Annotated in this window: 21 protein-coding genes; 16 read left to right on the top strand and 5 right to left on the bottom strand. The window is 46.4% G+C overall.

Annotated features, from left to right (window positions below):
- Positions 1 to 145: 145 nt before the first annotated feature.
- The 3 genes from MKS89_RS14860 (at position 146) to MKS89_RS14850 (ending at position 2160) form a co-directional block, all read left to right on the top strand.
- Positions 146 to 508 carry a diacylglycerol kinase gene (locus tag MKS89_RS14860; protein WP_072959489.1) on the top strand — a complete coding sequence of 121 codons (363 nt, stop codon included), beginning with the start codon at positions 146 to 148 and terminating at the stop codon, positions 506 to 508.
- Positions 509 to 600: 92 nt separating this feature from the next.
- Complete coding sequence (lexA, locus tag MKS89_RS14855; RefSeq protein WP_072959492.1) at positions 601 to 1224, top strand: transcriptional repressor LexA; 624 nt, start codon at positions 601 to 603, stop codon at positions 1222 to 1224.
- 123 nt (positions 1225 to 1347) lie between these two features.
- Complete coding sequence (locus tag MKS89_RS14850) at positions 1348 to 2160, top strand: class I SAM-dependent methyltransferase (protein WP_072959495.1); 813 nt, start codon at positions 1348 to 1350, stop codon at positions 2158 to 2160.
- Between the two features lie 137 nt (positions 2161 to 2297).
- Here MKS89_RS14850 and sthA read toward each other — a convergent pair whose 3' ends face one another.
- On the bottom strand, positions 2298 to 3698 hold the full coding sequence (sthA, locus tag MKS89_RS14845; RefSeq protein WP_072959596.1) for a Si-specific NAD(P)(+) transhydrogenase: 1401 nt from the start codon (positions 3696 to 3698) through the stop codon (positions 2298 to 2300).
- Positions 3699 to 3948: 250 nt separating this feature from the next.
- Here sthA and fabR point away from each other — a divergent pair, with 250 nt between their 5' ends.
- Positions 3949 to 4578 carry an HTH-type transcriptional repressor FabR gene (fabR, locus tag MKS89_RS14840; RefSeq protein ID WP_072959496.1) on the top strand — a complete coding sequence of 210 codons (630 nt, stop codon included), beginning with the start codon at positions 3949 to 3951 and terminating at the stop codon, positions 4576 to 4578.
- Positions 4578 to 4931, top strand: coding sequence for a YijD family membrane protein (locus MKS89_RS14835; RefSeq protein ID WP_072959499.1), 354 nt, complete (start codon positions 4578 to 4580; stop codon positions 4929 to 4931). Before fabR ends, MKS89_RS14835 begins: the two co-directional genes overlap by 1 nt.
- Positions 4932 to 5088: 157 nt before the next feature.
- Here MKS89_RS14835 and MKS89_RS14830 read toward each other — a convergent pair whose 3' ends face one another.
- Positions 5089 to 5967: a LysR family transcriptional regulator gene (locus tag MKS89_RS14830; protein WP_072959501.1), complete on the bottom strand. Its 879-nt coding sequence runs from the start codon at positions 5965 to 5967 to the stop codon at positions 5089 to 5091.
- Between the two features lie 617 nt (positions 5968 to 6584).
- Between MKS89_RS14830 and MKS89_RS14825 the strand changes: the two genes are divergently transcribed.
- The 4 genes from MKS89_RS14825 (at position 6585) to MKS89_RS14810 (ending at position 12638) form a co-directional block, all read left to right on the top strand.
- Entirely contained in the window at positions 6585 to 7634 is a 1050-nt protein-coding gene (locus MKS89_RS14825; protein ID WP_072959504.1) for a TRAP transporter substrate-binding protein, read from the top strand.
- 96 nt (positions 7635 to 7730) lie between these two features.
- The gene (locus tag MKS89_RS14820; protein ID WP_072959507.1) at positions 7731 to 9737 is read left to right on the top strand and encodes an alpha-glucosidase; all 2007 of its coding nucleotides are present in this window, start codon (positions 7731 to 7733) and stop codon (positions 9735 to 9737) included.
- 122 nt (positions 9738 to 9859) lie between these two features.
- A complete protein-coding gene (locus tag MKS89_RS14815) occupies positions 9860 to 11497 on the top strand; it encodes a dihydroxyacetone kinase subunit DhaK (protein ID WP_072959510.1) in 1638 nt (545 codons plus the stop codon).
- A 58-nt stretch (positions 11498 to 11555) separates the two neighbouring features.
- Positions 11556 to 12638 (top strand): glycerol dehydrogenase, encoded by a 1083-nt coding sequence (locus MKS89_RS14810; protein WP_072959512.1) that lies wholly within the window; start codon positions 11556 to 11558, stop codon positions 12636 to 12638.
- Positions 12639 to 12734: 96 nt separating this feature from the next.
- Here MKS89_RS14810 and MKS89_RS14805 read toward each other — a convergent pair whose 3' ends face one another.
- Positions 12735 to 13475, bottom strand: a complete 741-nt coding sequence (locus tag MKS89_RS14805; protein WP_072959515.1) for a sulfite exporter TauE/SafE family protein — start codon at positions 13473 to 13475, stop codon at positions 12735 to 12737.
- A 270-nt stretch (positions 13476 to 13745) separates the two neighbouring features.
- Between MKS89_RS14805 and MKS89_RS14800 the strand changes: the two genes are divergently transcribed.
- On the top strand, positions 13746 to 14807 hold the full coding sequence (locus tag MKS89_RS14800) for an aldose epimerase family protein (RefSeq protein WP_072959516.1): 1062 nt from the start codon (positions 13746 to 13748) through the stop codon (positions 14805 to 14807).
- Positions 14808 to 15026: 219 nt separating this feature from the next.
- On the opposite strand, the gene MKS89_RS14795 is transcribed toward MKS89_RS14800, so the two are convergent.
- Both MKS89_RS14795 and MKS89_RS14790 read right to left on the bottom strand, forming a co-directional pair.
- Positions 15027 to 15785, bottom strand: a complete 759-nt coding sequence (locus MKS89_RS14795; RefSeq protein WP_021021129.1) for a DeoR/GlpR family DNA-binding transcription regulator — start codon at positions 15783 to 15785, stop codon at positions 15027 to 15029.
- An 18-nt stretch (positions 15786 to 15803) separates the two neighbouring features.
- Positions 15804 to 16691: a PfkB family carbohydrate kinase gene (locus MKS89_RS14790; RefSeq protein WP_072959519.1), complete on the bottom strand. Its 888-nt coding sequence runs from the start codon at positions 16689 to 16691 to the stop codon at positions 15804 to 15806.
- A gap of 209 nt (positions 16692 to 16900) precedes the next feature.
- Here MKS89_RS14790 and yihU point away from each other — a divergent pair, with 209 nt between their 5' ends.
- The 6 genes from yihU to MKS89_RS14760 all read left to right on the top strand — a co-directional run bounded on the left by yihU (position 16901) and on the right by MKS89_RS14760 (position 22823).
- On the top strand, positions 16901 to 17794 hold the full coding sequence (gene yihU, locus MKS89_RS14785) for a sulfolactaldehyde 3-reductase (protein ID WP_072959522.1): 894 nt from the start codon (positions 16901 to 16903) through the stop codon (positions 17792 to 17794).
- Between the two features lie 536 nt (positions 17795 to 18330).
- Positions 18331 to 19194, top strand: a complete 864-nt coding sequence (locus MKS89_RS14780; RefSeq protein ID WP_072959524.1) for a class II fructose-bisphosphate aldolase — start codon at positions 18331 to 18333, stop codon at positions 19192 to 19194.
- 76 nt (positions 19195 to 19270) lie between these two features.
- On the top strand, positions 19271 to 19888 hold the full coding sequence (locus MKS89_RS14775) for a TRAP transporter small permease (protein WP_072959527.1): 618 nt from the start codon (positions 19271 to 19273) through the stop codon (positions 19886 to 19888).
- A 16-nt stretch (positions 19889 to 19904) separates the two neighbouring features.
- Complete coding sequence (locus MKS89_RS14770) at positions 19905 to 21194, top strand: TRAP transporter large permease (protein ID WP_072959530.1); 1290 nt, start codon at positions 19905 to 19907, stop codon at positions 21192 to 21194.
- A gap of 48 nt (positions 21195 to 21242) precedes the next feature.
- Positions 21243 to 21515 carry a PTS sugar transporter subunit IIB gene (locus tag MKS89_RS14765; protein WP_021021123.1) on the top strand — a complete coding sequence of 91 codons (273 nt, stop codon included), beginning with the start codon at positions 21243 to 21245 and terminating at the stop codon, positions 21513 to 21515.
- A 57-nt stretch (positions 21516 to 21572) separates the two neighbouring features.
- Positions 21573 to 22823 (top strand): AGE family epimerase/isomerase, encoded by a 1251-nt coding sequence (locus MKS89_RS14760; protein ID WP_072959532.1) that lies wholly within the window; start codon positions 21573 to 21575, stop codon positions 22821 to 22823.
- Positions 22824 to 23026 lie beyond the last annotated feature (203 nt).

Below are 23026 nucleotides of genomic sequence, written 5' to 3'. Positions count from 1 at the left end.
TGGTTTAGAATAACAGAAACAGGGGTAACCTTTTACTATTCACGACTATTTTTGTGTACTACTACTGTTCTCTGCCACCGTCGTGATAGGATTCTTTCGGCTTGTCCATATGTCTCTTATTCACACTCATTAATCGGAAAAATCTATGCAACAGAAACCAGCGCAAGGTTTAACACGTATATTGAACGCTGCAAAATATTCCTATCAGGGCATTCGTGCCGCGATCATTGGTGAAGCGGCTTTTCGGGAAGAGTTGATTGTGTGTCTTATCCTGATACCGATCGCTTTGTTCGCAGATGTCACCCAAATCGAGCGCTTACTGCTCATTGGTTCATTGCTGGTGGTTTTGATCGTTGAGCTTTTGAATAGTGCGATTGAGGCTGTTGTCGATCGTATCGGGCTTGAGCACCACCAACTGGCGGGACAGGCCAAGGATATGGGGTCTGCCGCCGTGTTACTCTCGATTCTTATGTCACTTTATATCTGGGTCGATATTTTTATATTCTAAGTCTTTCAAAGACTGGGTTTGAAAGATTCACTTTTCATTTATCAGAATACTGGATATACTCACAGTTAACTGTATAAAAAGACAGGTGAATTATGAAGCCTTTAACACCACGCCAACAACAGGTCTTTGATTTGATCAAAAGCCGGATTGAAGATTCCGGAATGCCACCGACTCGCGCTGAAATTGCGAAAGAATTGGGGTTCCGTTCTGCCAATGCGGCTGAAGAACATTTGAAAGCACTTGCGCGTAAACAAGTGATTGAAATTGTTCCGGGCGCTTCTCGAGGCATACGTATTCTGCTCAATTCTGCGCATGACCCGGTTGAAGAAGGTCTGCCACTGATTGGCCGCGTTGCCGCGGGTGAACCGATTCTGGCGCAGGAACATGTTGAAGCACACTATCAGGTCGATCCGGCGATGTTCAAACCCCAAGCTGATTTTCTGCTGCGAGTCCACGGTGAAAGTATGAAAAATATTGGTATCATGGATGGCGATTTGCTGGCAGTGCATAAAACGCAGGATGTCAGAAATGGTCAGATTGTGGTTGCCCGTGTTGAAGATGATGTCACGGTAAAACGTCTTGATCGCCAAGGGGCCAAAGTGTTGTTACATGCGGAAAATGAAGACTTTACTCCTATCGAGGTCGATCTCACTTCTCAGGAATTGACGATTGAAGGGGTCGCCGTCGGAATAATCCGTAATACCGATTGGATGTAAGCGACGATGGTGAAACAGATGGTAAAACATCTGACAGTGTAAGTTATTGAGAACTGCTCTCAATAACTTGCTAATGTAATTGATATTCATTATCATCTAAATCGACTTTAGAGGATAATGACAATGTCATATTATTGCCGGAAGCATCGAGAACACTATCAAATTCCCGCACATCTCATTGAGCCGCTTTGGTTTCGAAGCCGGGAAAGCTTAGCAGACAATGGCCTGATCTATGATCCGATTGCTGCCCAAGCCTGTTTATCCTGTCAAGTCGCTCCCGATTGTCGGAGTAGTAATATTGATCAAAAGCAGTTGTTACATGTCACACTGACTCAGATCTGTGATCAACAAGTTCGTGAGTTTCTTTCTACCTATCCTGATGCTTGGGTGATCAACGTCGGTGCCGGCTTAGATACCCGGTTTTATCGGGTTGATAATGGTCGTTGCCATTGGCTGGAAGTGGATGTGTCTGAGCATTTGATCTGGCGACAGCGACTATTCCATCCCAGTGAACGTTATCAGCATATCAGTGGTAGCGTTACTTCATTGACATGGTTAAAAACCATCAATATTTCAGAGTCTGTTCCGGTCTTGATTCTTTGTGAACATGCTTTGCTTGAAACGCAGTCAGAGCATGTAGCCGCCTTTATCAGAACGCTTGGGCTGACCTTCCCTCATGCTCATGCGTGTTTACTGCTGGCCGGCGATAAAACCGGTACGCGTTTAGGGCAACGGTTGGGTTCCGGTACTTACCAACATGGCTTTGCTGCACCAGAGCACGCGGTATTGAACTGCTTGCCGTGGGTCAAAGATGTGCAGCGCTTCTCACCGTTAAATTATCCTTGTCGGCGTTGGAAAATATGGCAGCGCTTGGTTTGTCGCCTGACGAGCTGCCAATTCCGTTACACACCCGTCGTGATTCGTTGTTATTGGTAAATTGTGATTGGTAATACTGGATTGCTCGTATCGTATGCAGGCTTTGTGTGTAAAACAAAACCTGCAATGAGACAAAACCAAGCATCGCAGACGGAAAACAACCCCTCTTGCAAATCTGCAAGTGGCTTACCCCTCGATTAGAACAGGCGGTTCAACCCGTTTAATGCCGCAACCCGATAGGCTTCCGCCATTGTCGGATAGTTAAAGGTCGTATTGACGAAATATTCAATGGTATTGGCTGCGCCTTTCTGTTCCATGATGGCTTGACCGATATGAATGATTTCCGCAGCCCGTTCACCGAAACAGTGAATCCCAAGGATCTCTTTGGTTTCCCGGTGGAACAGAATCTTCAAACTCCCTACATCGGTGCCTGCGATTTGCGCGCGAGCCAGATGTTTAAAAGACGAACGGCCCACCTCATAAGGGATTTTAGCATTGGTCAACTCCTGCTCGGTTTTACCGACGGAACTGATTTCAGGAATGGTGTATATCCCGGTCGGAATATCTTCAATCAGCTGACTGTTACTTGCCCCGAATGCGATGATTTGTGCGACGAATCGGCCTTGGTCATAAGCAGCGCTGGCGAGGCTAGGGTAGCCAATCACATCACCGACGGCATAAATATGTGCCACCTCGGTTTGGTAACTCCGGTTGACTGCCAGTTGACCACGAGAGTCAGCGGCTAATCCCAATGCTTCCAGATTTAACCGATCGGTGTTGCCCGTTCTGCCATTCGCATAGAGCAGACAGTCAGCCTTCATTTTCTTGCCTGATTTCAGGTGAACAATCACCCCGTCCTGGCAAATTTCAATACTCTGATAGGTTTCATCATTACGAATCACTACCCCGTTATTCCAGAAGTGGTATGACAGTGCATCTGAGACCTCATTATCCAGAAAAGATAATAAACGGTCACGGGTATTAATCAGGTCAACTTTCACCCCAAGTCCACGGAAGATTGACGCATATTCACAGCCGATGACGCCTGCACCATAGATGAGGATATGGCGTGGATCGTGTTCGAGGTTGAGGATCGAGTCACTATCGTAGATTCGGGGATGATTGAAATCGACATCATCCGGCTGATAAGGACGTGAACCCGTGGCGATTACAAATTTATCCGCGGTATAACGCTCTTTGCTACCATCAGACTGAAGAATTTCAATCGTGTGGCTATCAATAAACTGGGCAACACCAAACAGTAACGTACACTTGTTGCGATCATAAAACCCCTGTCGTAATCGCGTCTGTTTATCGATGACAGATTTGGCATGTAACAGAATGTTGGGGAATGTGGCGTGGAGGCTGGTGTTGTTATGGCAAAACAGCGGATTGCTGTTGAATTCGATGATACGGCTGACGGCATGTCTTAAGGCTTTTGATGGAATCGTCCCCCAATGGGTACATCCGCCACCGACACTTTGCTCTTTTTCAACGATGGCGACATTCAGCCCTGCTTTGGTCAGTCCCATCGCGGCACCTTCACCGCCGGGACCACTGCCGATGACAATCGCATCGAAATGATGAGTCTCTGACATATGACTTCCTGATGAATATTCGTTGGTTTTTTGATGATGATATTGTAACGCATTATTGTAACGGATCATTGTAACGGATTCTTTGCCTGTGTCTCCGTTCTGCTAAGTGAGCAGTGATAATGATCGCTGATACCGCTATGAAATTAGTTTGAATAGACAATTTTGCGCGGGATGAGATATTGTTTATCGATAAAAAAATAATTCGCGTTATAGTAGATCGTTTTTAGCTGTGATTTAGGAATTGTACGCCATGGGAATCCGTGCTCAACAGAAAGAAAAAACCCGTCGTTCATTAATTGATGCTGCATTTCGCCAATTGAGCGCACAACAGAGTTTTTCCAGTTTGAGCCTGAGAGAGGTCGCCAGAGAAGCCGGTATTGCCCCGACTTCATTTTATCGCCATTTTGATGATATGAATGAGTTAGGGCTGACGATGGTTGATGAAGGGGGATTATTACTGCGGCAACTGATGCGCCAAGCACGACAGCGTATTGCGACCAAAGGCAGTGTGATTCGCACCTCGGTCGAGACCTTCATGGAGTTTATCGAAAACAGTCCCAATGTGTTTCGTCTATTGCTGAGAGAACGCTCCGGAACGTCTTATGACTTTCGGGCCGCCGTGGCCAGAGAGATCCAACATTTTTCTGCCGAACTGACCGAATACCTTGTCCTGAATGGCTTAGCGCGAGAAATCGCAGCACCTCAGGCAGAAGCCTCAGTGACTTTGGTGTTTAGCTCCGGTGCAGAAGCGATGGATATGGATAAGGGTGAGCGGGACGAACTGGCAGAACGATTAATTGTTCAGTTAAGAATGATTGCCAAAGGTGCGGCAAGTTATCGGGCTGCACGTAAACATCAACAGAGAGATGGAGTTGATTAATGTCGAGTCAAAATAGTTCAGAGCGCAAGAATTTGATTCTTGCTTTTATTGTCGGCGTATGTGGTGATGCCATTCTGTCTTCGATGACCATGAGTGAAATCACTTTTTCTATTTTCCCTTGGATAGCGTTAATTCTCGCGGTTCAGGCGCTTTATCAGGAATATCTGCGTCAGCCGGTCTCAGAAGATTTTCCGCTGGTCGGGCTCGCCTGTTTTTTTGTCGGTGCTTTTGGTCATTCGGCCTTTGTCAAAGCGCAGTATCCCGAAGCCGGTTCAAACTTTTTCGCGATCGTCGTGGTGTTATTGTTAATGGTCTGGATTGCCCGCAAAATGGGCTACTGGGGTAAACATTAAGCGATTAATCGTCGGATGCCTTTTTACTTGAGCAGCTTCTTTCTTTGCGTGACCTCACGTGATGCGCTCCGGCTTGATCCATTTCAGCAATACTTTCACCAGCCCCCGGATACGCTTGTTGTGATAAGCGTATCCGGGGGCTGGGCGGTTTCCGATTTCACCGCGTTGTGTCGGTATCTTCTTCCACTTTCTGAATAAACGCGCGTCGTACAGGGTCGGAAAAGTCAGCATTCCATAATAAACCCACCGACCATTTTGCATGATCGCCTTCTAATGGAATAAAGCGGATCTGCGGCTGACTGATGCGTGCCACACTTGCCGGAATAATGGTGTAACCCAAACGGGCAGAGACTAAAGCGAGCAAGGTAATAATGTCGTCTGCTTCTTCAACAACATTCGGTCTTTGCTGCGTTTCCCACAGATAAGTGGTGATATGTTTGTTCATCGTCGGGTTTTTATCCCGACTCAGTGCCAGATAATGATGATGGCTCAATGACTGCCATAAATGTTGTTCATCGATGTTTTCTTCTTGATGAATGGCGATGGATAGTCGGTCAGAGAAGAGCGGTATTGCGGTTAACGGTGGCTCGACAGGGAGACGATCAAACCCCAGTTGTAGGTTGCCGCTCAGAAGTTCTTCGACCAGTTTGTGCGATGGGTAATCATTCAGGGTGACATGAACATCCGGATAGTTCTGTTTGAAGCGAGCGATATATTCGGGAGCTTCATGAAATGAAGAGATACCATAACCAATGTTTAAATGCCCTGATGTGCCTTCAGCGACAAATGCAGCCAGCGTCTTGAATGACTCAAATCCTTTCAGCACACGTCGGGCTTCCGGCAGTAGGACGCTCCCCATCGGGGTCAGTATCGCACCATGGCGACCACGATCAAATAATACCACATTGAGTTGTTCTTCCAGCCGCTTGATCTTTTTTGTGAGTGCAGACTGCGTGATGTAAAGGTGCTCTGAGGCGATACGATAGTTCTTATCATCTGCAAGCTGACAGAAAGTGCGAAGTAAATCTATATCCATTCCGTTTTGGACTCAAAACCTGAATTTTTTTCATTATAACTAATCGATCAGGTTTTTTATAGTCAAGCATGTGGGAACAAAACATGTGGGAACGAAAATGGGCGCATTGATATTTTCCGCTGGCTTTATTTTTAGGTTTATCTGATTTTAGCGCCCTTGTGTTGGCGGTGTAACATTGTTTGCTGGCTCTTTTGATGTGTCAGCTTTCATATTCAAGTAGTTGCTTTTGGTTCATGCTTCTTTGCTATTTTGTTGTGATATTGAATACAACAAGATGGGTTGCTTGAGGTTGTATCGGTTATTTATGATTACGTCTTATTGTGTATTGAGGTGCATATTATTGAGAGCTGACTGAATGATATGCATTGGAATTAATCACTCTGGGGTTAATAGACAGCGCATTATCACTTTATTATGAACGATTATTTTATTGTGAATGATTATTCCGTTGTGAATTGCTCAATGGATTATATTTTTCACGATGATTAAAAAATAAGGCTATGACGAGCCTAATCCCGGTGAGTTATCTAAAAATTATACAAACTGCTCTTCGACTGAATAAAGCAATAATAAGAAGAGTCGGAATCAATAATCCAATAATGTAAAAGGGAAAACATATGAAGAAGACATTACTGAGCCTGGCGATTGCATCATTTGCGCTTGCCGGGGCTGCCAACGCTGAAACATACAAATTAACCGTCCCTCATGTCACATCCACAGATGGTTATAATCACCAGTCATTGCTGGTATTTAAAAACTATGTTGAATCACGCTCAAACGGCCAAATCAAAGTTGATATCTACCCTTCAGGCCAGTTGTGCTCCAATGCAAAAGAGTGTATTGCCGGTGTACAGGCCGGGATGTTTGACTACTTCCAAACCACAATTCCTGAGCTGGGTAATTTTTGGAAGCCGATTGGTGCATTCGACTTGCCTTATCTCTTACCAAATGACCGCGTAGCAGAATGTGTCTATGACGATGAACAGCTCATTAGTGATGTCCGTAAAGAGATTCTGAAACATGCACCGAACGTTCGCTTGATGGCGGTATCAAACTCCGGTGGTTGGCGTAATATTGCCACCACGAAAAAGCAGGTGAAAACACCTGAAGATGTCAAAGGGCTGAAGTTGCGTACTGTTCCGGCCAAAACTCAGCAGGATTTAGTCAAAGCCCTCGGTGGGGCGCCAACACCGATTGCATGGCCTGAAGTGTATACGGCACTGTCAACCGGTATGGTCGACGGCACAAAGAACGGCATTGTTGATATCATCATGAACAAATTCCATGAAAGTCTCCGTTACATGATTTTGGATGGACACGGTTACATGGGTGGCGCTTGGGTCTTTAATGACAAAAAATTCAAAGCATTTCCGGATGATCTGAAACAGGTCATTGTTGATGGCATTGCTGCCCAAAACCAATATTTACGTGCCTATCCCAAACATAAGGAATACTCAGCTTACGAAGAATTTAAAAAAGCTGGTGGCGTTATTTATAACCCGACAGCAAAAGAGAAAGAAGCATTTAAAGTTGCTGCCGAACCGGTTGAAACTGAATTTTTGAAGGAAAATGGTGCTGAAGGTAAAAAATGGTTACAGCGTTTCGAGAAGGAAATTAATACATGCGAAATGAAACTAAAAGCAGAATACAAACTTCAGCTCAATTAATTTCATAGCTATATCCTGAAAATATTCAAAAAACAATCAGGTGCACTTTTATTATGAGTGCACCTTTATTTTCGCAAAATTTTGGAAGCCGCCATTATGGAACTGACCTCTAGTCATACTGGTTTTAAAATTACCCATAAGGGTCGAGTAGTTTTAGAGCACACAGAAATAAGCCCTGCATTTTATTTAGGTGTGGGTCAAAGTACCTTTGATATGTATCGTGGGAATTTTGATATTAAAGATTATCTCAGCGAGCGTTTGCCACTCAAACAATTTACGGTGGTTGAAAATGCCGGCGATAGTGTCATTACCTTGAGCCTCAATGGGCAAGAAGCTCTCAAGGTTCGTGTGTTTGAAACCGCAGAAAAACGACTGAAAATAGAATTTATCTCACTTGATGAAACGTATAACCGTTTCTGGATTCGTATTGCTGCGACAGAAGGTGAAGCCGTCTACGGGTGCGGTGAGCAGTTGAGTTATTTTAATTTACGCGGCAAAAACTTCCCGTTGTGGAGTTCAGAACCGGGCGTTGGCCGCAACAAAAATACCTACACCACATGGCAAGCAGATGTGAAAGATAAAGCGGGCGGGAATTATTACAATACCAACTATCCGCAGCCGACTTTTGTGTCAGATAAAAAATATTTCTGCCATTTAGAAACGACGGCCTACGCTGATTTTGATTTTACTCATACGTCATATCATGAACTACAGTGCTGGAATATTCCTGAATATTTGTTATTCGACGCCGAGGATTCATTCCCTGAATTAATGACCAATATAACCGGTGTATTTGGCCGCCAACCCGAATTACCCGAATGGGTATATAACGGCGTCATTTTGGGGATTCAGGGCGGCACGGAAATTACCTTGAATAAAATTGCTGCGGCAAAAGAGATGGGGATTGAAGTCGCGGGCGTTTGGTGTCAGGACTGGCAAGGGATCAAAATGACCTCATTTGGTAAGCGCTTGCAATGGGACTGGCAGTGGAACGCTGAACTTTATCCGGGATTGGATAGCAAAATCCATCAATTGAAACAGCAGGGGGTTCGTTTCCTCGGTTATATCAATCCCTATGTATTGCAAGACTTTCCGCTTTATCACGAAGCGCAGCGTCAAGGTTATCTGGCAACGCAGCGTGATGGCTCGAAATACCTCGTGGATTTTGGTGAGTTTTATTGCGGTGTGGTTGACTTCACCAATCCGGATGCGTGCGCATGGTACAAAGATATCATTCGTCACAACATGATTGATTTTGGACTTGACGGCTGGATGGGTGACTTCGGTGAATATTTACCGACGGATTGTACTTTATTCAACGGTGAGAGCGCAGAAATAGAGCACAACAAATGGCCTTATCGCTGGGCAAAAGTGCAGCATGAAGCCATCGCAGAAGCCGGTAAAACGAATGATATTCTGTTCTTTATGCGTGCCGGTGGGACAGGGATTCAGGGGTATTGTCATGCCTTATGGGCGGGTGATCAGTCGGTTATCTGGGAAAAAGATGATGGCTTAGCCTCGGTCATTCCGGCGGCGTTATCTGCGGGGCTGATGGGCAACGGTATCAGCCATAGTGACATTGGCGGTTATACGACCCTACATGGTAATCAACGTTCGAAAGAGTTGTTCCAACGTTGGGCTGAAATGGCCGCCTTTACGCCGATTATGCGTAGCCATGAAGGCAATCGTCCTGATGACAACCATCAATATGATACTGATACAGAGACGATGGCTCATTTAGCGCGTATGACAAAAATCTACAAGCACCTTAAGCCATATATTCAGTCTGCGGTTACTGAGAACGCAACAAAAGGTATGCCAGTGCAGCGTCCGCTGTTCATGCATTATGAGCAGGATAGCGAAGCTTATCATATTCAGTATCAATATCTGTTTGGGCGTGATTTGCTGGTCGCACCGGTTTATAACCAAGGGGAAACTGTAAAACGGGTCTATCTGCCAGAGGATGAGTGGGTTCATGTTTGGTCCGGTAAAACGTTTACAGGTGGCTGGGTTGAAGTCGATGCACCGATCGGGCAACCCCCAGTGTTCTATCGTCAACAGTCAAAAGATGCCCGATTGCTGGCTGAGATCAGCCGCTACTAGCTGTCTGTCATATGACTGACGCTCGTCAGTCTCCGTATGATTTTAAACCTGACATGAAATGTATGTGTCCCTCCGGAAGCCGGAGGGACGATCCCTACTTATTTAAAGAAAAGTGGAACGCTATGTCTGAGCTAATTTTTAATCATAAAGAATCTTTCGTCATGGATTCGATTCGGGGCACGCTGTACACCGCTTGCCGTGATAATTTAACCCTGCTTGATTTTGATAACGGTATCAAAGTCGTCGCGCGCAATGACTGGCACAAAGATAAAGTTGCGCTGATTTGTGGCGGTGGTTCCGGTCATGAACCGGCCCATGCCGGCTTTGTCGGCAGAGGAATGCTTACCGCTGCTGTGTGTGGTGATTTATTTGCCGCCCCAAGTGTCGATGCCGTTCTGAATGCTATTTTGCATGTAACGGGAGAGGCCGGATGTTTAGTGATCATCAAAAATTACACTGGAGATCGTCTCAATTTCGGGCTTGCTGTTGAAAAAGCCAAAGAGATGGGACGCCACGTTGATCTGATTGTGGTCGGTGATGATATCTCTATTCCGGAAAACCCCCAGCCGCGCGGCATTGCCGGAACGCTCCTCGTGCAGAAAGTGGCAGGATATGTGGCTGAAAACGGTGGCACTCTTGAGCAAGTCAAACGGGCTGCTCAGGAGGCGCATCAAAACATCGCCTCGATTGGTGTGGCGTTAACCAGCTGTTCTTTACCGGGGGACACCGGCCGAGCAGAGCGTATTGCATCAGGCAAAGCTGAGCTGGGTTTGGGGATTCATGGTGAAGCCGGTATTGAGACCATTGACTTACCGAAAGCCAAAGATCTCGTTGCAACAATGGTCAGCAAATTAATGGCGGCGAAGCCCATTACCGAGAATGCGATTTTACTCAATAACCTTGGTGGTCTGTCACCGATTGAGATGAACATCGTGGCTAACGAAGTGATGGCGACAGCGCTTGGCCAACAGGCGAAATTGATCATCACCGGCGCATTAATGACCGCCGTTGATATGAAAGGTTTCTCGCTTTCAACCATTCAACTGACAGACGAAATTACCAAAGCCCTCTCATTTGAAGTGGAAACGGCTGGCTGGCCGGGGGTAGCTCGCTGTCGTGAATTGCCAGTGACGCCGTGTGATAACCAGATTGCCAAGCAAACGTTTGAGCCCTCTTACGATGAAGCAACGGCAGTAACTTTACAGCAAGTCTGCCAGGCGATCATTGATATCGAAGCCGAGCTGAATCATCTGGATGCGATTGTCGGGGATGGTGACACGGGTTCGACATTTGCCGCCGGTGCCCGTCAGATATTAGCGCAGTTGGCAGCAAAACAACTGCCGTTAGAAGATAAAGCCAAATTAATGACCACCATCGCAGACTGTCTGACATCTGTCATGGGAGGATCATCAGGTGTGTTACTTTCTATCATGTTCACAGCGGCTGGTCGCGATTATGAACAGCATGGTTCTCTTCCCAAAGCGCTACAAGCGGGACTTCATCAGATGATGGCTTATGGGGGAGCAAAACCCGGTGATCGTACCATGATCGATGCGCTTTTTCCGGCGCTGAATGCTTGGGAACAGGATGGTATTACCGCGGCGAGTGATGCCGCTAAAGCCGGTGCCGAAGCGACGGTTGCGATGACACATGCGAAAGCCGGTCGCTCATCTTATCTGAACAGTGACAACCTGTCTGGTAACAAAGATCCCGGTGCTTTTGCCGTTGAAGTTGTCTTTCGTCAGTTTTCATCCAAATAGGCGATGGCCGGGTGGTCGAACGAGCCTATAAAATTAAGCATAAGAAAAGGATTCAGTTATGGACACGATTATTATCTCCCCAAGTAAATACATTCAGGGCAACGGTGCACTGGATAATATTGGTCAATATGTTTCGGTGTTTGGTCAGAGACCATTAGCGATTGCGGATAACTTCGTCATGGGGTTAACGCGTGAGCGCGTTGCCGCAAGCTGTGCAGGTGAAAATCTCAAGGTCGGTTTTGATCTGTTTGGCGGTGAATGTTCCCGGGTTGAAATTGAGCGTCTGGTTGATGTATGCCGTGCTCAAGAAAACGATGTGATCATTGGTATCGGTGGCGGAAAAACACTGGATACCGCCAAATCGGTCGCGTATTACTTGAAAATCCCGGTCGTGATAGTGCCAACCATTGCATCAACCGATGCACCGACCTCTGCATTGGCGGTGATCTATACGCCAGAAGGGGAGTTCAGTGAATATCTGATGTTCCCGTCAAATCCGAATATGGTGATTATGGATACCGGTATCATCGCGGCTGCTCCGGTTCGTACATTGGTTTCCGGGATGGGTGATGCAATGTCAACCTACTTTGAAGCGCGTGCGAATGGTCTGTCTGGTCAAGCGACGATGGCGGGAGGCTTGCCGACACGGGCGGCTCAGACGCTGGCGAAGTTATGTTATGACACTTTAATTGCCGATGGTGAAAAAGCCAAAGTTGCAGTTGAAAATGGTGTTGTGACCAAAGCGGTCGAAAATATTATTGAAGCGAACACCTATCTTTCCGGTATCGGATTTGAAAGTTCAGGTCTGGCGGCTGCCCATGCGATTCATAATGGTCTGACGAAGCTGGAAGAGTGTCATCACCTGTTGCACGGAGAGAAAGTCGCCTTTGGTACGTTGACTCAGTTGGTGCTTGAGAACGCGCCACAATCAGAGATTGATGAAGTTCTGTGTTTCTGTCGTACAGTCGGTTTACCGACCAACCTTCATGAAATGGGCGTTCAAGAACTGAATCATGAGAAACTGATGGACGTTGCCAAAGCATCATGCGCGGAAGGTGAAACCATCCATAATATGCCATTCCCGGTCACGGCTGATGCTGTGTATGCCGCAATTCTGACGGCACATCAGCTTGGTTTGTAAACTGAACTTGGTTTGAAACTAAACCGGACTCAAACGATAAGGCGGCTTTCTTGAGAAAGCCGCCTTTTTTATCGGATTGAAAATTACTTTATATGTTTAAAAACTGACATTTTTAAACACAAGCGCACAACCGATGACCAAAAGAAAAATATGCACAATCCGGTGATAATTGACTTTATATTTCTGGAGTAAGTGATAACCCACCATGCCACCGGTCAGGCCAATTACAAAAGCCGGCATGGCCGAAAGCACATGCGAGATGACGGTTTCGGTGATTAGCTTTTCTCGCCAGAAACCGATGATGGCACCGATCATTTGTAGCATGAAGAAAAACGCCAGCGTTGATTTGGTTTGATCGGCTGTCCACGGTTGCATCGACGTGTATGCAATCACCGGTGGACCTGATTCTCCGACACTCGCCCCCAATACCCCGGATGTAAAACCAGCCCCGATAGTGATCGGCACAGAAGTCTTTTTAAACAATGGTTTCTTCGATGTCATGGAGTGAATACTGGAGACGATCAAGACCACGCCCATGGTGATCAGAATGTATTGAGATGGCATATTTGCCAGTAATTTTGCCCCGACAAATGATGCCGGAATTGAGCCGACAAAAAGAATAAGCCCCGTCTGGCGCTGGATGGAGTGGCGCATTTTCCATACGACAGGGAAGGTGACTAACCAGCCAAAAATGCCGGCAATCGGTACAGCCGTCTGGGCTGAGACAAGGAGAGAAAGTAACGGTACGGAAACTAAAGCCGCCCCGAATCCTGTCAGACCTTGGGTAAAGCCAGCCAGCGCGATAATCAGCGAAATATATAGTGTGATGGTGTCCATATGTCCTGTGTTTGAACTAAGTGAGTGTCATGACACTATAGATTTATCAAAAAAAAATACCATTATTTTTGTCACATTTTGTCTGAATGTGTTTGGTTATTTTCATTTTGTGACAAATAACGCAGATGGTCATGATCGGTTTTGTATAATTCATTTACTGCTTTCGGGCTTTTCTGCATGGTTAAAATACCCGGCTCTGTGTCTGGATTTGTCGCATTGAAAACGGATTACCCGATAACGAATATGAACCAATAACAAAGAGATAATCACGTGAAATCGAAGATTGAAAATTGGGGACAGATAGAAGGACAACATGTAGCGGTGAAGTTAATCACGCTGCAAAACAGTCAGGGAATGACCCTGCGCGTGACCAACTATGGCTGTATTGTGACATCGATGGAAACACCGGATCGTTATGGTAATCATGCTGATGTTGTCCTGGGATACGAATGTTTGGACAAGTATCTACAGGGACATCCATTTTTTGGTGCGCTGGCAGGGAGATATGCCAACCGGATAAAAGACGGATGCTACGCCATTGATGGTCAGGTCTTTCAACTGGAAAGAAACGAGCTGGCAACGCAACAGCATTTACATGGCGGACGACAAGGGTTTGATAAATACGTGTGGGACTTTGCTGTAGAAACGCAAGACGATGCGATCTTTATCCATTTTGGTCGCATCTCACCGAACGGAGAATCAGGGTATGGGGGAACATTGCATGTGCGACATACCATCGGGTTGGATGAACGGAATCAAGTCCATTTCAACTTTCAGGCGACCACGGACAGTCCGACGGTCGTTAATCTGACAAACCATAGTTATTACAACCTTGCGGGACACGATGCAGGGACAACAGACCACCATGAGTTAAAACTATTTTCCCGCTTCTATACCCCCGTGACCGAGCAGATGCTCCCAACCGGTGAAATTCGTGCGGTGGCGGGGTCAGGGTTAGATTTTACGGTTGCAACACGGATTGGCGACAATCAGTCCCGGTTAGGCGAGGCGGGATTTGACCATAATTTTATCTTAGAGGGGGTCAAGAAAGAGGGGGAATACCACTATGCCGCAGAGTTGTATGAGCCGAGCAGTGGTCGGTTAATGACGGTGCTGACCACGCAACCTGCCGTTCAGTTCTACAATGGATTTAAGTTATCGAATCAACATTGGATTGGTCGTCATGGTCAGCGTTACGAGTCCAACCATGGCTTGTGTCTCGAAACGCAACATTACCCCGATAGTCCGAATCATGCCCATTTCCCGACAACACGTTTGAATCCAGGTGAGATTTTCGAAGAGAAAACGATCTACCGTTTTGCAACCAAGTGATGATTCGGTGAGAGCGGTTGTGGTGATATACCCGCAGGGTTTATATGAGCAACGGTTTTAAGGCAGAGAATGACTCTGCCTGTTTTTGATGCGTTGCTATACATATTTGAAGAACACTGTATTTGAAGAACCACTGTATTTGAAGAACACGGTGTCGCTTTGTAGAACACCGTATTTCGTGGCAAACCATGTTTCGTCGCAAACCGTGCCGGGTCGTCATTACGGACAGATCACCAGCTCGGTATCATTTTGTTTTGCCACGGCTTCAATGGTGGGGCTCGGCTGGGTATCGGTAAAGAAGTAACCGACATCTTTGATGTTGGCTAAAGTGATTGATCCGCGTGGGATAAATTTACTCGAATCCATCGCGACTAAGACATGCCGTGCCGATTTCATCACCATCTGAGTGATCATTGTTTCGTTGAGGTCGTACTCAAGCAATGTGCCGTCCAAATCAATCGATGCTGCGCTGGTTATCAGATAATCGAAGCGGAAATTAGAAATAAAATCAATCGCTTCTGTGCCAACAATGCCACCGTTAAACGCTTTAATCTTTCCGCTCGGGATCAGCACATCGATAGAAGCGTTGGTATGCAGTACATTGGCAACGCGAAGGCTGTTGGTAATCACCTGTAAATTATTCTTCTGTGCCAAATAACTGGCAATCACTTCAGCCGTTGTGCCGATTGTAATAAAAACAGTTGAATGATCAGGAATCAAATCCGCAATGGCTTTGCCGATAGCATGTTTTTGGGCAGTGCCGGAGACCTTACGGACTTCATAATCAAGGTTATTCTTGGTGGCCGGAGAGCTGGCACCACCATGGTGGCGAATGACCAGTCGCTCATGACTGAGTTTTTTAATGTCACGGCGAATCGTCTGCGTTGATACTTCCAACAGCTCAGCGAGTTCTTCGACCCCGTAATACCCTTTTTCGTTGACTAACTGAATTAACTTATCTTGTCTGGGATTAGTCACATTAACCCTTCGCTTTGTTCATTTTTGTAGTTTTTGATCCACTTCAACCCGGGTCGGGATTCCTTCTCGACCGCCCCTTTTGGTGCACTTTAACGCTGCTACGGTATTTGAGAATACAATACTTTCACGGCTTTGTTTAGCCTCTGCGACGGCAACGGCCAACGCACCATGGAATACATCCCCGGCCCCCGTGGTATCAACAACATTAACTTTGATGACGGGCTCGTGGCATACATCTTGGTTTTCAAGCCAGTAACAACCTTGAGAGCCTACTGTAACATAGACTTTTCCCGATGTTTGTTTTTGAGCTATTTTGAGCCCTTCTATCGGGTCGGCGCAACCGGTAAATTTCTCTAACCCAGGTTCAGAAAATGCGACGTGGTCGGCAAGTTTGACCAGTGAATCAATTGGATCCGGAGACATATCCGCATCCAAAACCGACGGAATCCCATAGTTTTTTGCTTGTTGTAGGGCATACTCTGTGCCTTCAGGCCAGCGTACATCGGTGAGGATCGTGGTGTATCGGGAGAAGTCGATATTTTTCAGCGGGCTTGGATCCCGGCTGAGTGAGGGATCCTGATAGTTGACGATGATTCGCTCACCTTGGTTATCAACCAATATCACTGAAAATGCGGATGATGCTGCATCAATGTGTATTGTTTTGTCTGTATTGACGCCGTATTTGTTCAGTTCTGTCAGTAGCGTTTCTGCGACACTATCTTGACCCACGCGGCCAATAAAATCGACGGCATGACCTAATTTTGCAACGGCAACAGCGGCTGTTGCCGCCGGACCGCCTCCGACCTCAAAGTAATCTTTGGCAATATATTTCCCACCCCCGGACGGTAAGCTTTCTACCTGTTGAATTCGGTCGAGTACCGTAATACCTACACATGCAATCGTCATCGTTCTTCTCTTGGTCCGTTATGGTTGGCTGATACAGCCACCGTGATGATAGCGAAGTATAATTATTTTTTGACATTTGGCTGGGATTTTTATCACAAAATAACTAAAACAAACAAAAGTGGACAAAATGTGACATTTGTTGTGGTGAGAGTCAGCATAAATGTTTTATATTGTTTTTCACTTATCTACCTATGTGAAGGAATAACAGTATGTCGGCAATTGGTTTTATTGGTTTAGGTCAGATGGGGATGCCCATGGCGCTGAATCTGCTCAAAGGGGGGCATTCTCTCAAAGTCTTCGATATCAATGAGGCGGCCGTCCGGCAATTAGTTACGCAAGGGGCTACCGCAGCGACATCACCTGCTGATGCGGCTTTGAATGCTGAATTTGTGGTGACGATGTTGCCAAATGGTACCTTGGTGAAAAATGTTCTCTTTGGTGAGGACGGTGTGGTCTCGACTTTAGATAAAAACGCGCTCGTGATTGATATGTCAACCATTCATCCACTGGAAACGGATGCACTGATTCAAACCATGTTCGACCAAGGGTTTGCCATGATGGAAGCGCCGGTTGGCCGTACGTCAGAGCACGCAGTTCGGGGTGAACTTCTGATTATGGCCGGGGGGACCAAAGCACAAATCGAGCGGGCGCAACCGCTATTCGACTGCATGGGGTCTGAAACGATTGACGCCGGTGGTGCGGGAAAAGGTATCCGCGTTAAAATTATTAATAACTACATGAGTATTGCGCTGAATGCGCTCTCAGCAGAGGCAGCAACACTGGCTGAAGCGATTGGATTAGACTGGGATACCGCCATGCAAGTCATGAGTGGTACGCCTGCCGGCAAAGGCCATTTTACCACCACATGGCCGGGTAAAGTGCTTGCCGGTGATCTCTCGCCGGTATTCATGATTGATCTGGCCCATAAAGATTTAGGGATTGCGCTCGATCTGGCGAATCAGGTACATGTGCCGATGCCTTGTGGGGCGGCCTCTCGCGAATTATACAGTGCAGCCCGGGCTGCCGGACGCGGACGTCAAGACTGGACTGCGGTTCTTGAACAACTGCGTGTGACTTCTGGTTTAGCGGCTAAAGTGAAGTAGCTGTTGAAGCATGACATCGAACTTGATAAACGTTGTTTCACTGCAAATGATTATTATCTGACATTTTTTGACACTCAAGCACAATCAATGGATGATTATTCATCCGTTGATTGATGCTGTTCCCCGCCGCTAAAAGCCTTTCTTGACATATTCAGAGTAGAAAGGCTGCTTATTCCCCGTGCTATCTATCATGCTTTCTGTATCGCTCCGTGATTCCCGATAAAGTGATAATAATAATTATATCTAAATAAATAATTGATAATAATTGATTTGTTTTGATTTTTGGTTCATCTATAAACCAGTGACTTCGTGCCGGAATCCTGCTGGGGCGACTACTGATCACCGGTTATATGTGAAACGACACCATGAGCATTATGATTCATTCCTATGTGATCTCGTGTAGTTTTTTGGTGTTAAATGTCATTTTATGGACATATTTGTTATGTGGGTAACAGAAATTGACAGATTCGATTGGTAGATTGTTCTCAACAAACCACCGTCTTAAAGACTCAATTAATGATAAGGGAACACGATAAATGTCGTATGTATCTGGTAAAACAATGATTCAGGAAGCGTGGGAAAATGGTTACGCCATCGGCGCTTTTACCGCGCATAACCTAGAAACAATTAAAGCTGTACTCCTTGCTGCTGAAGAAGAGCAGTCACCAATCATGATTCAAATTGGTCAGAAAGCGATTAATGAAATGGGAATGAAACCGCTCCGGGACGCTATTGACTCTCTGATTGAATATCATCATATCAGCGTGCCGGTGTGTGTTCATTTAGACCATAGCCGTCAGTTTGAACAGTGCATGGAAGCGGCAACTCGTCATTTTCAATCACTGATGTTTGATGGGTCTGCACTGCCTTTTGAAGACAATATTCGTATTACCAAAGCGGTTGTCGAAGTCGCAAATGCTTTAGGGCTCGGTGCTGAAGGGGAGATTGGTAAAATTGGCGGCACCGAAGATGACATCACCGTTGACGAGAAAGATGCGATGATCACCACGGTCGCAGAAGCATTAGATTTCTCTGAGCGTACCGGTGTCGATTATCTCGCCGTCTCTATCGGTACAGCGCATGGGGTGTATAAAACCACGCCAGAGCTGAAATTTGACCGACTCTCTGAAATTAAACAGGCCGTACAAAAACCGATTGTCCTGCACGGCGGTTCCGGAGTACCGGATGATCAGGTCGTTGAAGCTGTGAAGCGCGGGGTCGCGAAGATTAACGTCGATACTGAGCTGCGTCAGGCGTTTATCCTCGGTGTACAGGCGCATTGGAAAGCCAATGAGAAAGACTACATTCTGGCTGATGTCATGAACAAAGGCATTACCAGTATGAAAGAAGTTGTACAACACAAGATCCGTCTGTTTGGCTCAAATGGTAAAGCAAAATAATAACAATACAGCAGCCTGTTTCGGGGGCTGAGCATCAACGCTCCCGATCATTTTCTCATTCAATAATGGTGATTCTATGTTAAGAGCCATCGAAAAAGCACTAAACAATGTGACGACGCCTCTGTCGAAGATACTCCGTCATATGGGCGGTATTTTGCTACTTGTTATGACGACTATCGTGGTTATCCAAGTGTTGTTCCGCTACATCCTCAATATTCCGTTAAGTTGGACGGATGAATCTTCCCGCTTCCTGATGATTTACATGACGTATTTGTGTTTGCCGTTTGTTTATCTGACCGATAAAAATATTGCCATGACCTTTGTGACTGAAATTCTGGAAAAGAAAACCCCTCGGCTGTTTGCTTTCCTCGCGTTACTGGCTCATATCTCGGCAATATTCGTCTTTGTCGTCTGGATTAAATTTGGCTGGAACTTCTTCCATACCGGTTCGGTGATGGCGGACAGTCTGCCCATTCCCATGTATTACATCTATATCATTCCTCCGGTGATGATGAGTGTCACGCTCTTATTCGCGCTGCAAAAGTGTGTTTCGTCTTTACGGAACATGCTCGGTGATTTTGAAGATATCTCTCAAACAGCACTGACCGCTGCACTGTTTGAAGCGTCGGAAGATGACGAAGATGCAACTCATGATCAACAGCCAACTCAGCCGATCTGCTCGAAGACGGCTTAATGAGGATAGTACGACAATGGTTTCTCCAATTTTTTTACTCTACTTTTTGATTCTTTTGGTTATTGGTGTGCCGGTACTGTTTACCTTGGGCTTATCACCTGTGATTACGCTGTTCCAGAATGATCAGATGCTGTTTGCCAATATGCTGTATCAGCGTTTGTATTCTGGTCTTGATAGTTTTCTGCTGCTTGCGCTGCCGTTTTTTATGCTGGCAGGGGAGTGTATGACCGCAGGAGGGATCACCCCACGGATTATCGCTTTCGCGCAGACGATGGTACAGCACCTGCGCGGGGGGCTCGGTCATGTTGTTATCTTGGCTGCAACGATCTTTGGTGCCCTGACAGGTTCAGCGGTTGCTGCAACCTCTGCGATCGGCGGTATGCTGATTCCGGAAATGAAGAAGTACAAATATGATGCGGGGTATTCAGCCGCGCTGACGGCCGCTGCCACCGTTTTGGGGAATATTATTCCACCGTCAGGTATTATGCTGCTTTATGCGTTTGTGATGAACACCTCGGTTGCAGCCATGTTCCTGGCTGGCGTGACGCCTGGGCTTATTTTCTGTATCGGTCTGATGATCATGAACCGCATTCAGATTAGAAAATACCCGGATGTTCATCCGATGGAGCGAGCCCCTGCGATGGAGCGTAAACAAGCGTTCAGACTCGCAATCATTCCACTATTAACACCGGTGATTATTCTGGGCGGGATTTACGGCGGCATCTTTACGCCGACAGAAGCGGCAGCAGTTGCGGTTGCTTACGCCATTGCGGTCTCTCTGTTCATCATTAAAGTCACCAACGTGAAAACGACTTACGCCTTGTTTGCCAAGGTCGCGGTCAATGCTGCATCGATTTTAATCATTGTGGCTGCGGCCAGTGGTTTTGCATCGTTGATCAGTTTGTCGGGTGTGTCGAACATGGTTGCCAATTTCATGAACGGCATTACTGAAAACCCTTACTTGTTGTTCGCCATCATCAATGTGTTGCTGTTTATCATCGGGATGTTCCTTGATGCCGGCCCTGCGATTTTAATCTTCGCACCGATTTTTGCGCCGATTATGGTCAATGCCGGTATCGACCCGGTTCACTTCGGGGTGGTGATGTGTGCCAACTTATCGATTGGATTGGCAACGCCACCAATGGGGCTTGTGCTGTTTGTTGCATCCGGAGTATCGAAAGTTTCGGTTTCGGAAATTTCCAAGAAAATTATTCCGTTCCTTTTCGTCGAAGTGGTGTTGATTTTTGTCATCTCCTGCTTCCCTCAATTGGTGATTGGTCTGCCGAAACTGGTCGGCATTATGTAAGGGGTATACGTCACTCAGGTACAGGCTTATTTCAGCAGGAGACAACAAATGATCAATGACAAAGGCAATTTGCAGGCAAAAGCACAGAAGATACTGACCGCATTGGGCGGGGTCGACAATATTGAAGCTAAAAATATTGATAACTGTGCGACCCGGTTACGGATTCAGGTCAAAGATATGGGATCCGTGGATGAAAAGCTGCTGCGCCGACAAGGGGCATTAGGGTTTATCCACTTACCGAATAATCAAATTCAGGTGGTGTTTTTTGATGTGCATAAGTTAGCGGACGAATTAAGAAAACAAGTGGCTGAACATGGGTAAATCCCCCCGCGATACAGGTTTGCAAGATAAATTATTTAACTGAAAGGTAAGGTTGAAATGAAATGGATTAATACGCGGTCTCACCATTCGTGGCTCGAGACAGAGACTGATCGGATTTTTGAATTTGGTCGTCATGCGGTGGTGCCGAACGGTTTCGGCTGGATTGGCAACAACGGCAAAGTGCGTGAAGAGATGGGCACCTGTCTTTGGATCACGGCACGGATGTTACATAGCTATGCGCTGGCGGCTCATATGGGGCGTCCGGGTGCTTACGAATTGGTTGAACACGGTATCAAAGCGCTTGAAGGCCCGTTGAAAGATCAGCAATACGGGGGATGGTACGCAACCATTGCCAATGCAGGGCAAGATATTCTTGATGCATCGAAGCAAGGCTACCAACATGCATTTGTTCTGCTTGGTGCGGCAAGCGCCGTCACAACCGGCCATCCTCGGGCTCAGGCACTGTTAGATGAAGCGATCAATGTCTATGAACAACACTTCTGGGTCGAAGAGAAACAAATGTGCTACGAGTCTTGGGATGAAGCATTTACCGAGACCGAAGATTACCGCGGTGGCAATATGGCAATGCACTCTGTCGAAGCATTTCTGATTGTTTACGATGTCACCCAAGACCGTAAATGGCTCGATCGTGCGTTGAATATCACCGAGTTCATGATTCATAAAACAGCGAAAGGGCTCAATTATCGGGTCAACGAGCATTTTGATACTGACTGGAATCCATTACCGGATTACAACAAAGAAACCCCGGCCAGCCACTTTCGGGCTTATGGCGGTACACCGGGCCATTGGATCGAGTGGGGACGTCTGATTTGTCACCTGCGTGCCACCCTATTGAAAATCGGTGCAGATTGCCCTGACTGGTTATTAGAAGATGCCATCAGTTTATTCGATGCGACAGTACGTGATGCGTGGGCTGCTGATGGTGCTCCCGGATTTGTTTACTCTGTCGATTGGGAGGGTCAACCCGTAGTGCGCGAACGGATCCGCTGGATCCCCGTCGAAGCCATTGGCACCGCGTATGCGCTATACACCGTGACCGGTGATGACAAGTATGAAGCGTGGTATCGCACTTGGTGGGACTACTGCCGCACATACTTTATCGATTACGAAGGCTGTTCATGGTGGCAGGAGCTTGATGCCAATAACCGGGCAGGGGGCAGTAAAGTTTGGGATGGCAAGCAAGATATTTATCACTTAATGCACTGTTTGGTGATTCCGCGCCTGCCTTTAACTCCGGGTCTGGCACCTGCGCTGGCTGAGGGATTACTGGATACGAACCTGAAATAGCCACCGATTGCACTGGCTGACGTTTACGGGGCAATTCATACCGGGTTGCCCGTCAGTCAAAAATATTAATTAAAAGCCTCATGAATATTGAAGTATCTATTTTTTATTCATCACTTTAAATAGGAGACGTTATATTCAATAAAATAAATTGCTGAGTTATTCAGTGACTGAATTTAGATAACATGAACATGCTGGTGGTTATT

Source organism: Vibrio gazogenes (genome assembly GCF_023920225.1).
GTDB classification, from domain to species: domain Bacteria; phylum Pseudomonadota; class Gammaproteobacteria; order Enterobacterales; family Vibrionaceae; genus Vibrio; species Vibrio gazogenes.
Note: the sequence above shows the minus strand (reverse complement) of the source record. Positions and strands in the feature narration are given on the sequence as shown.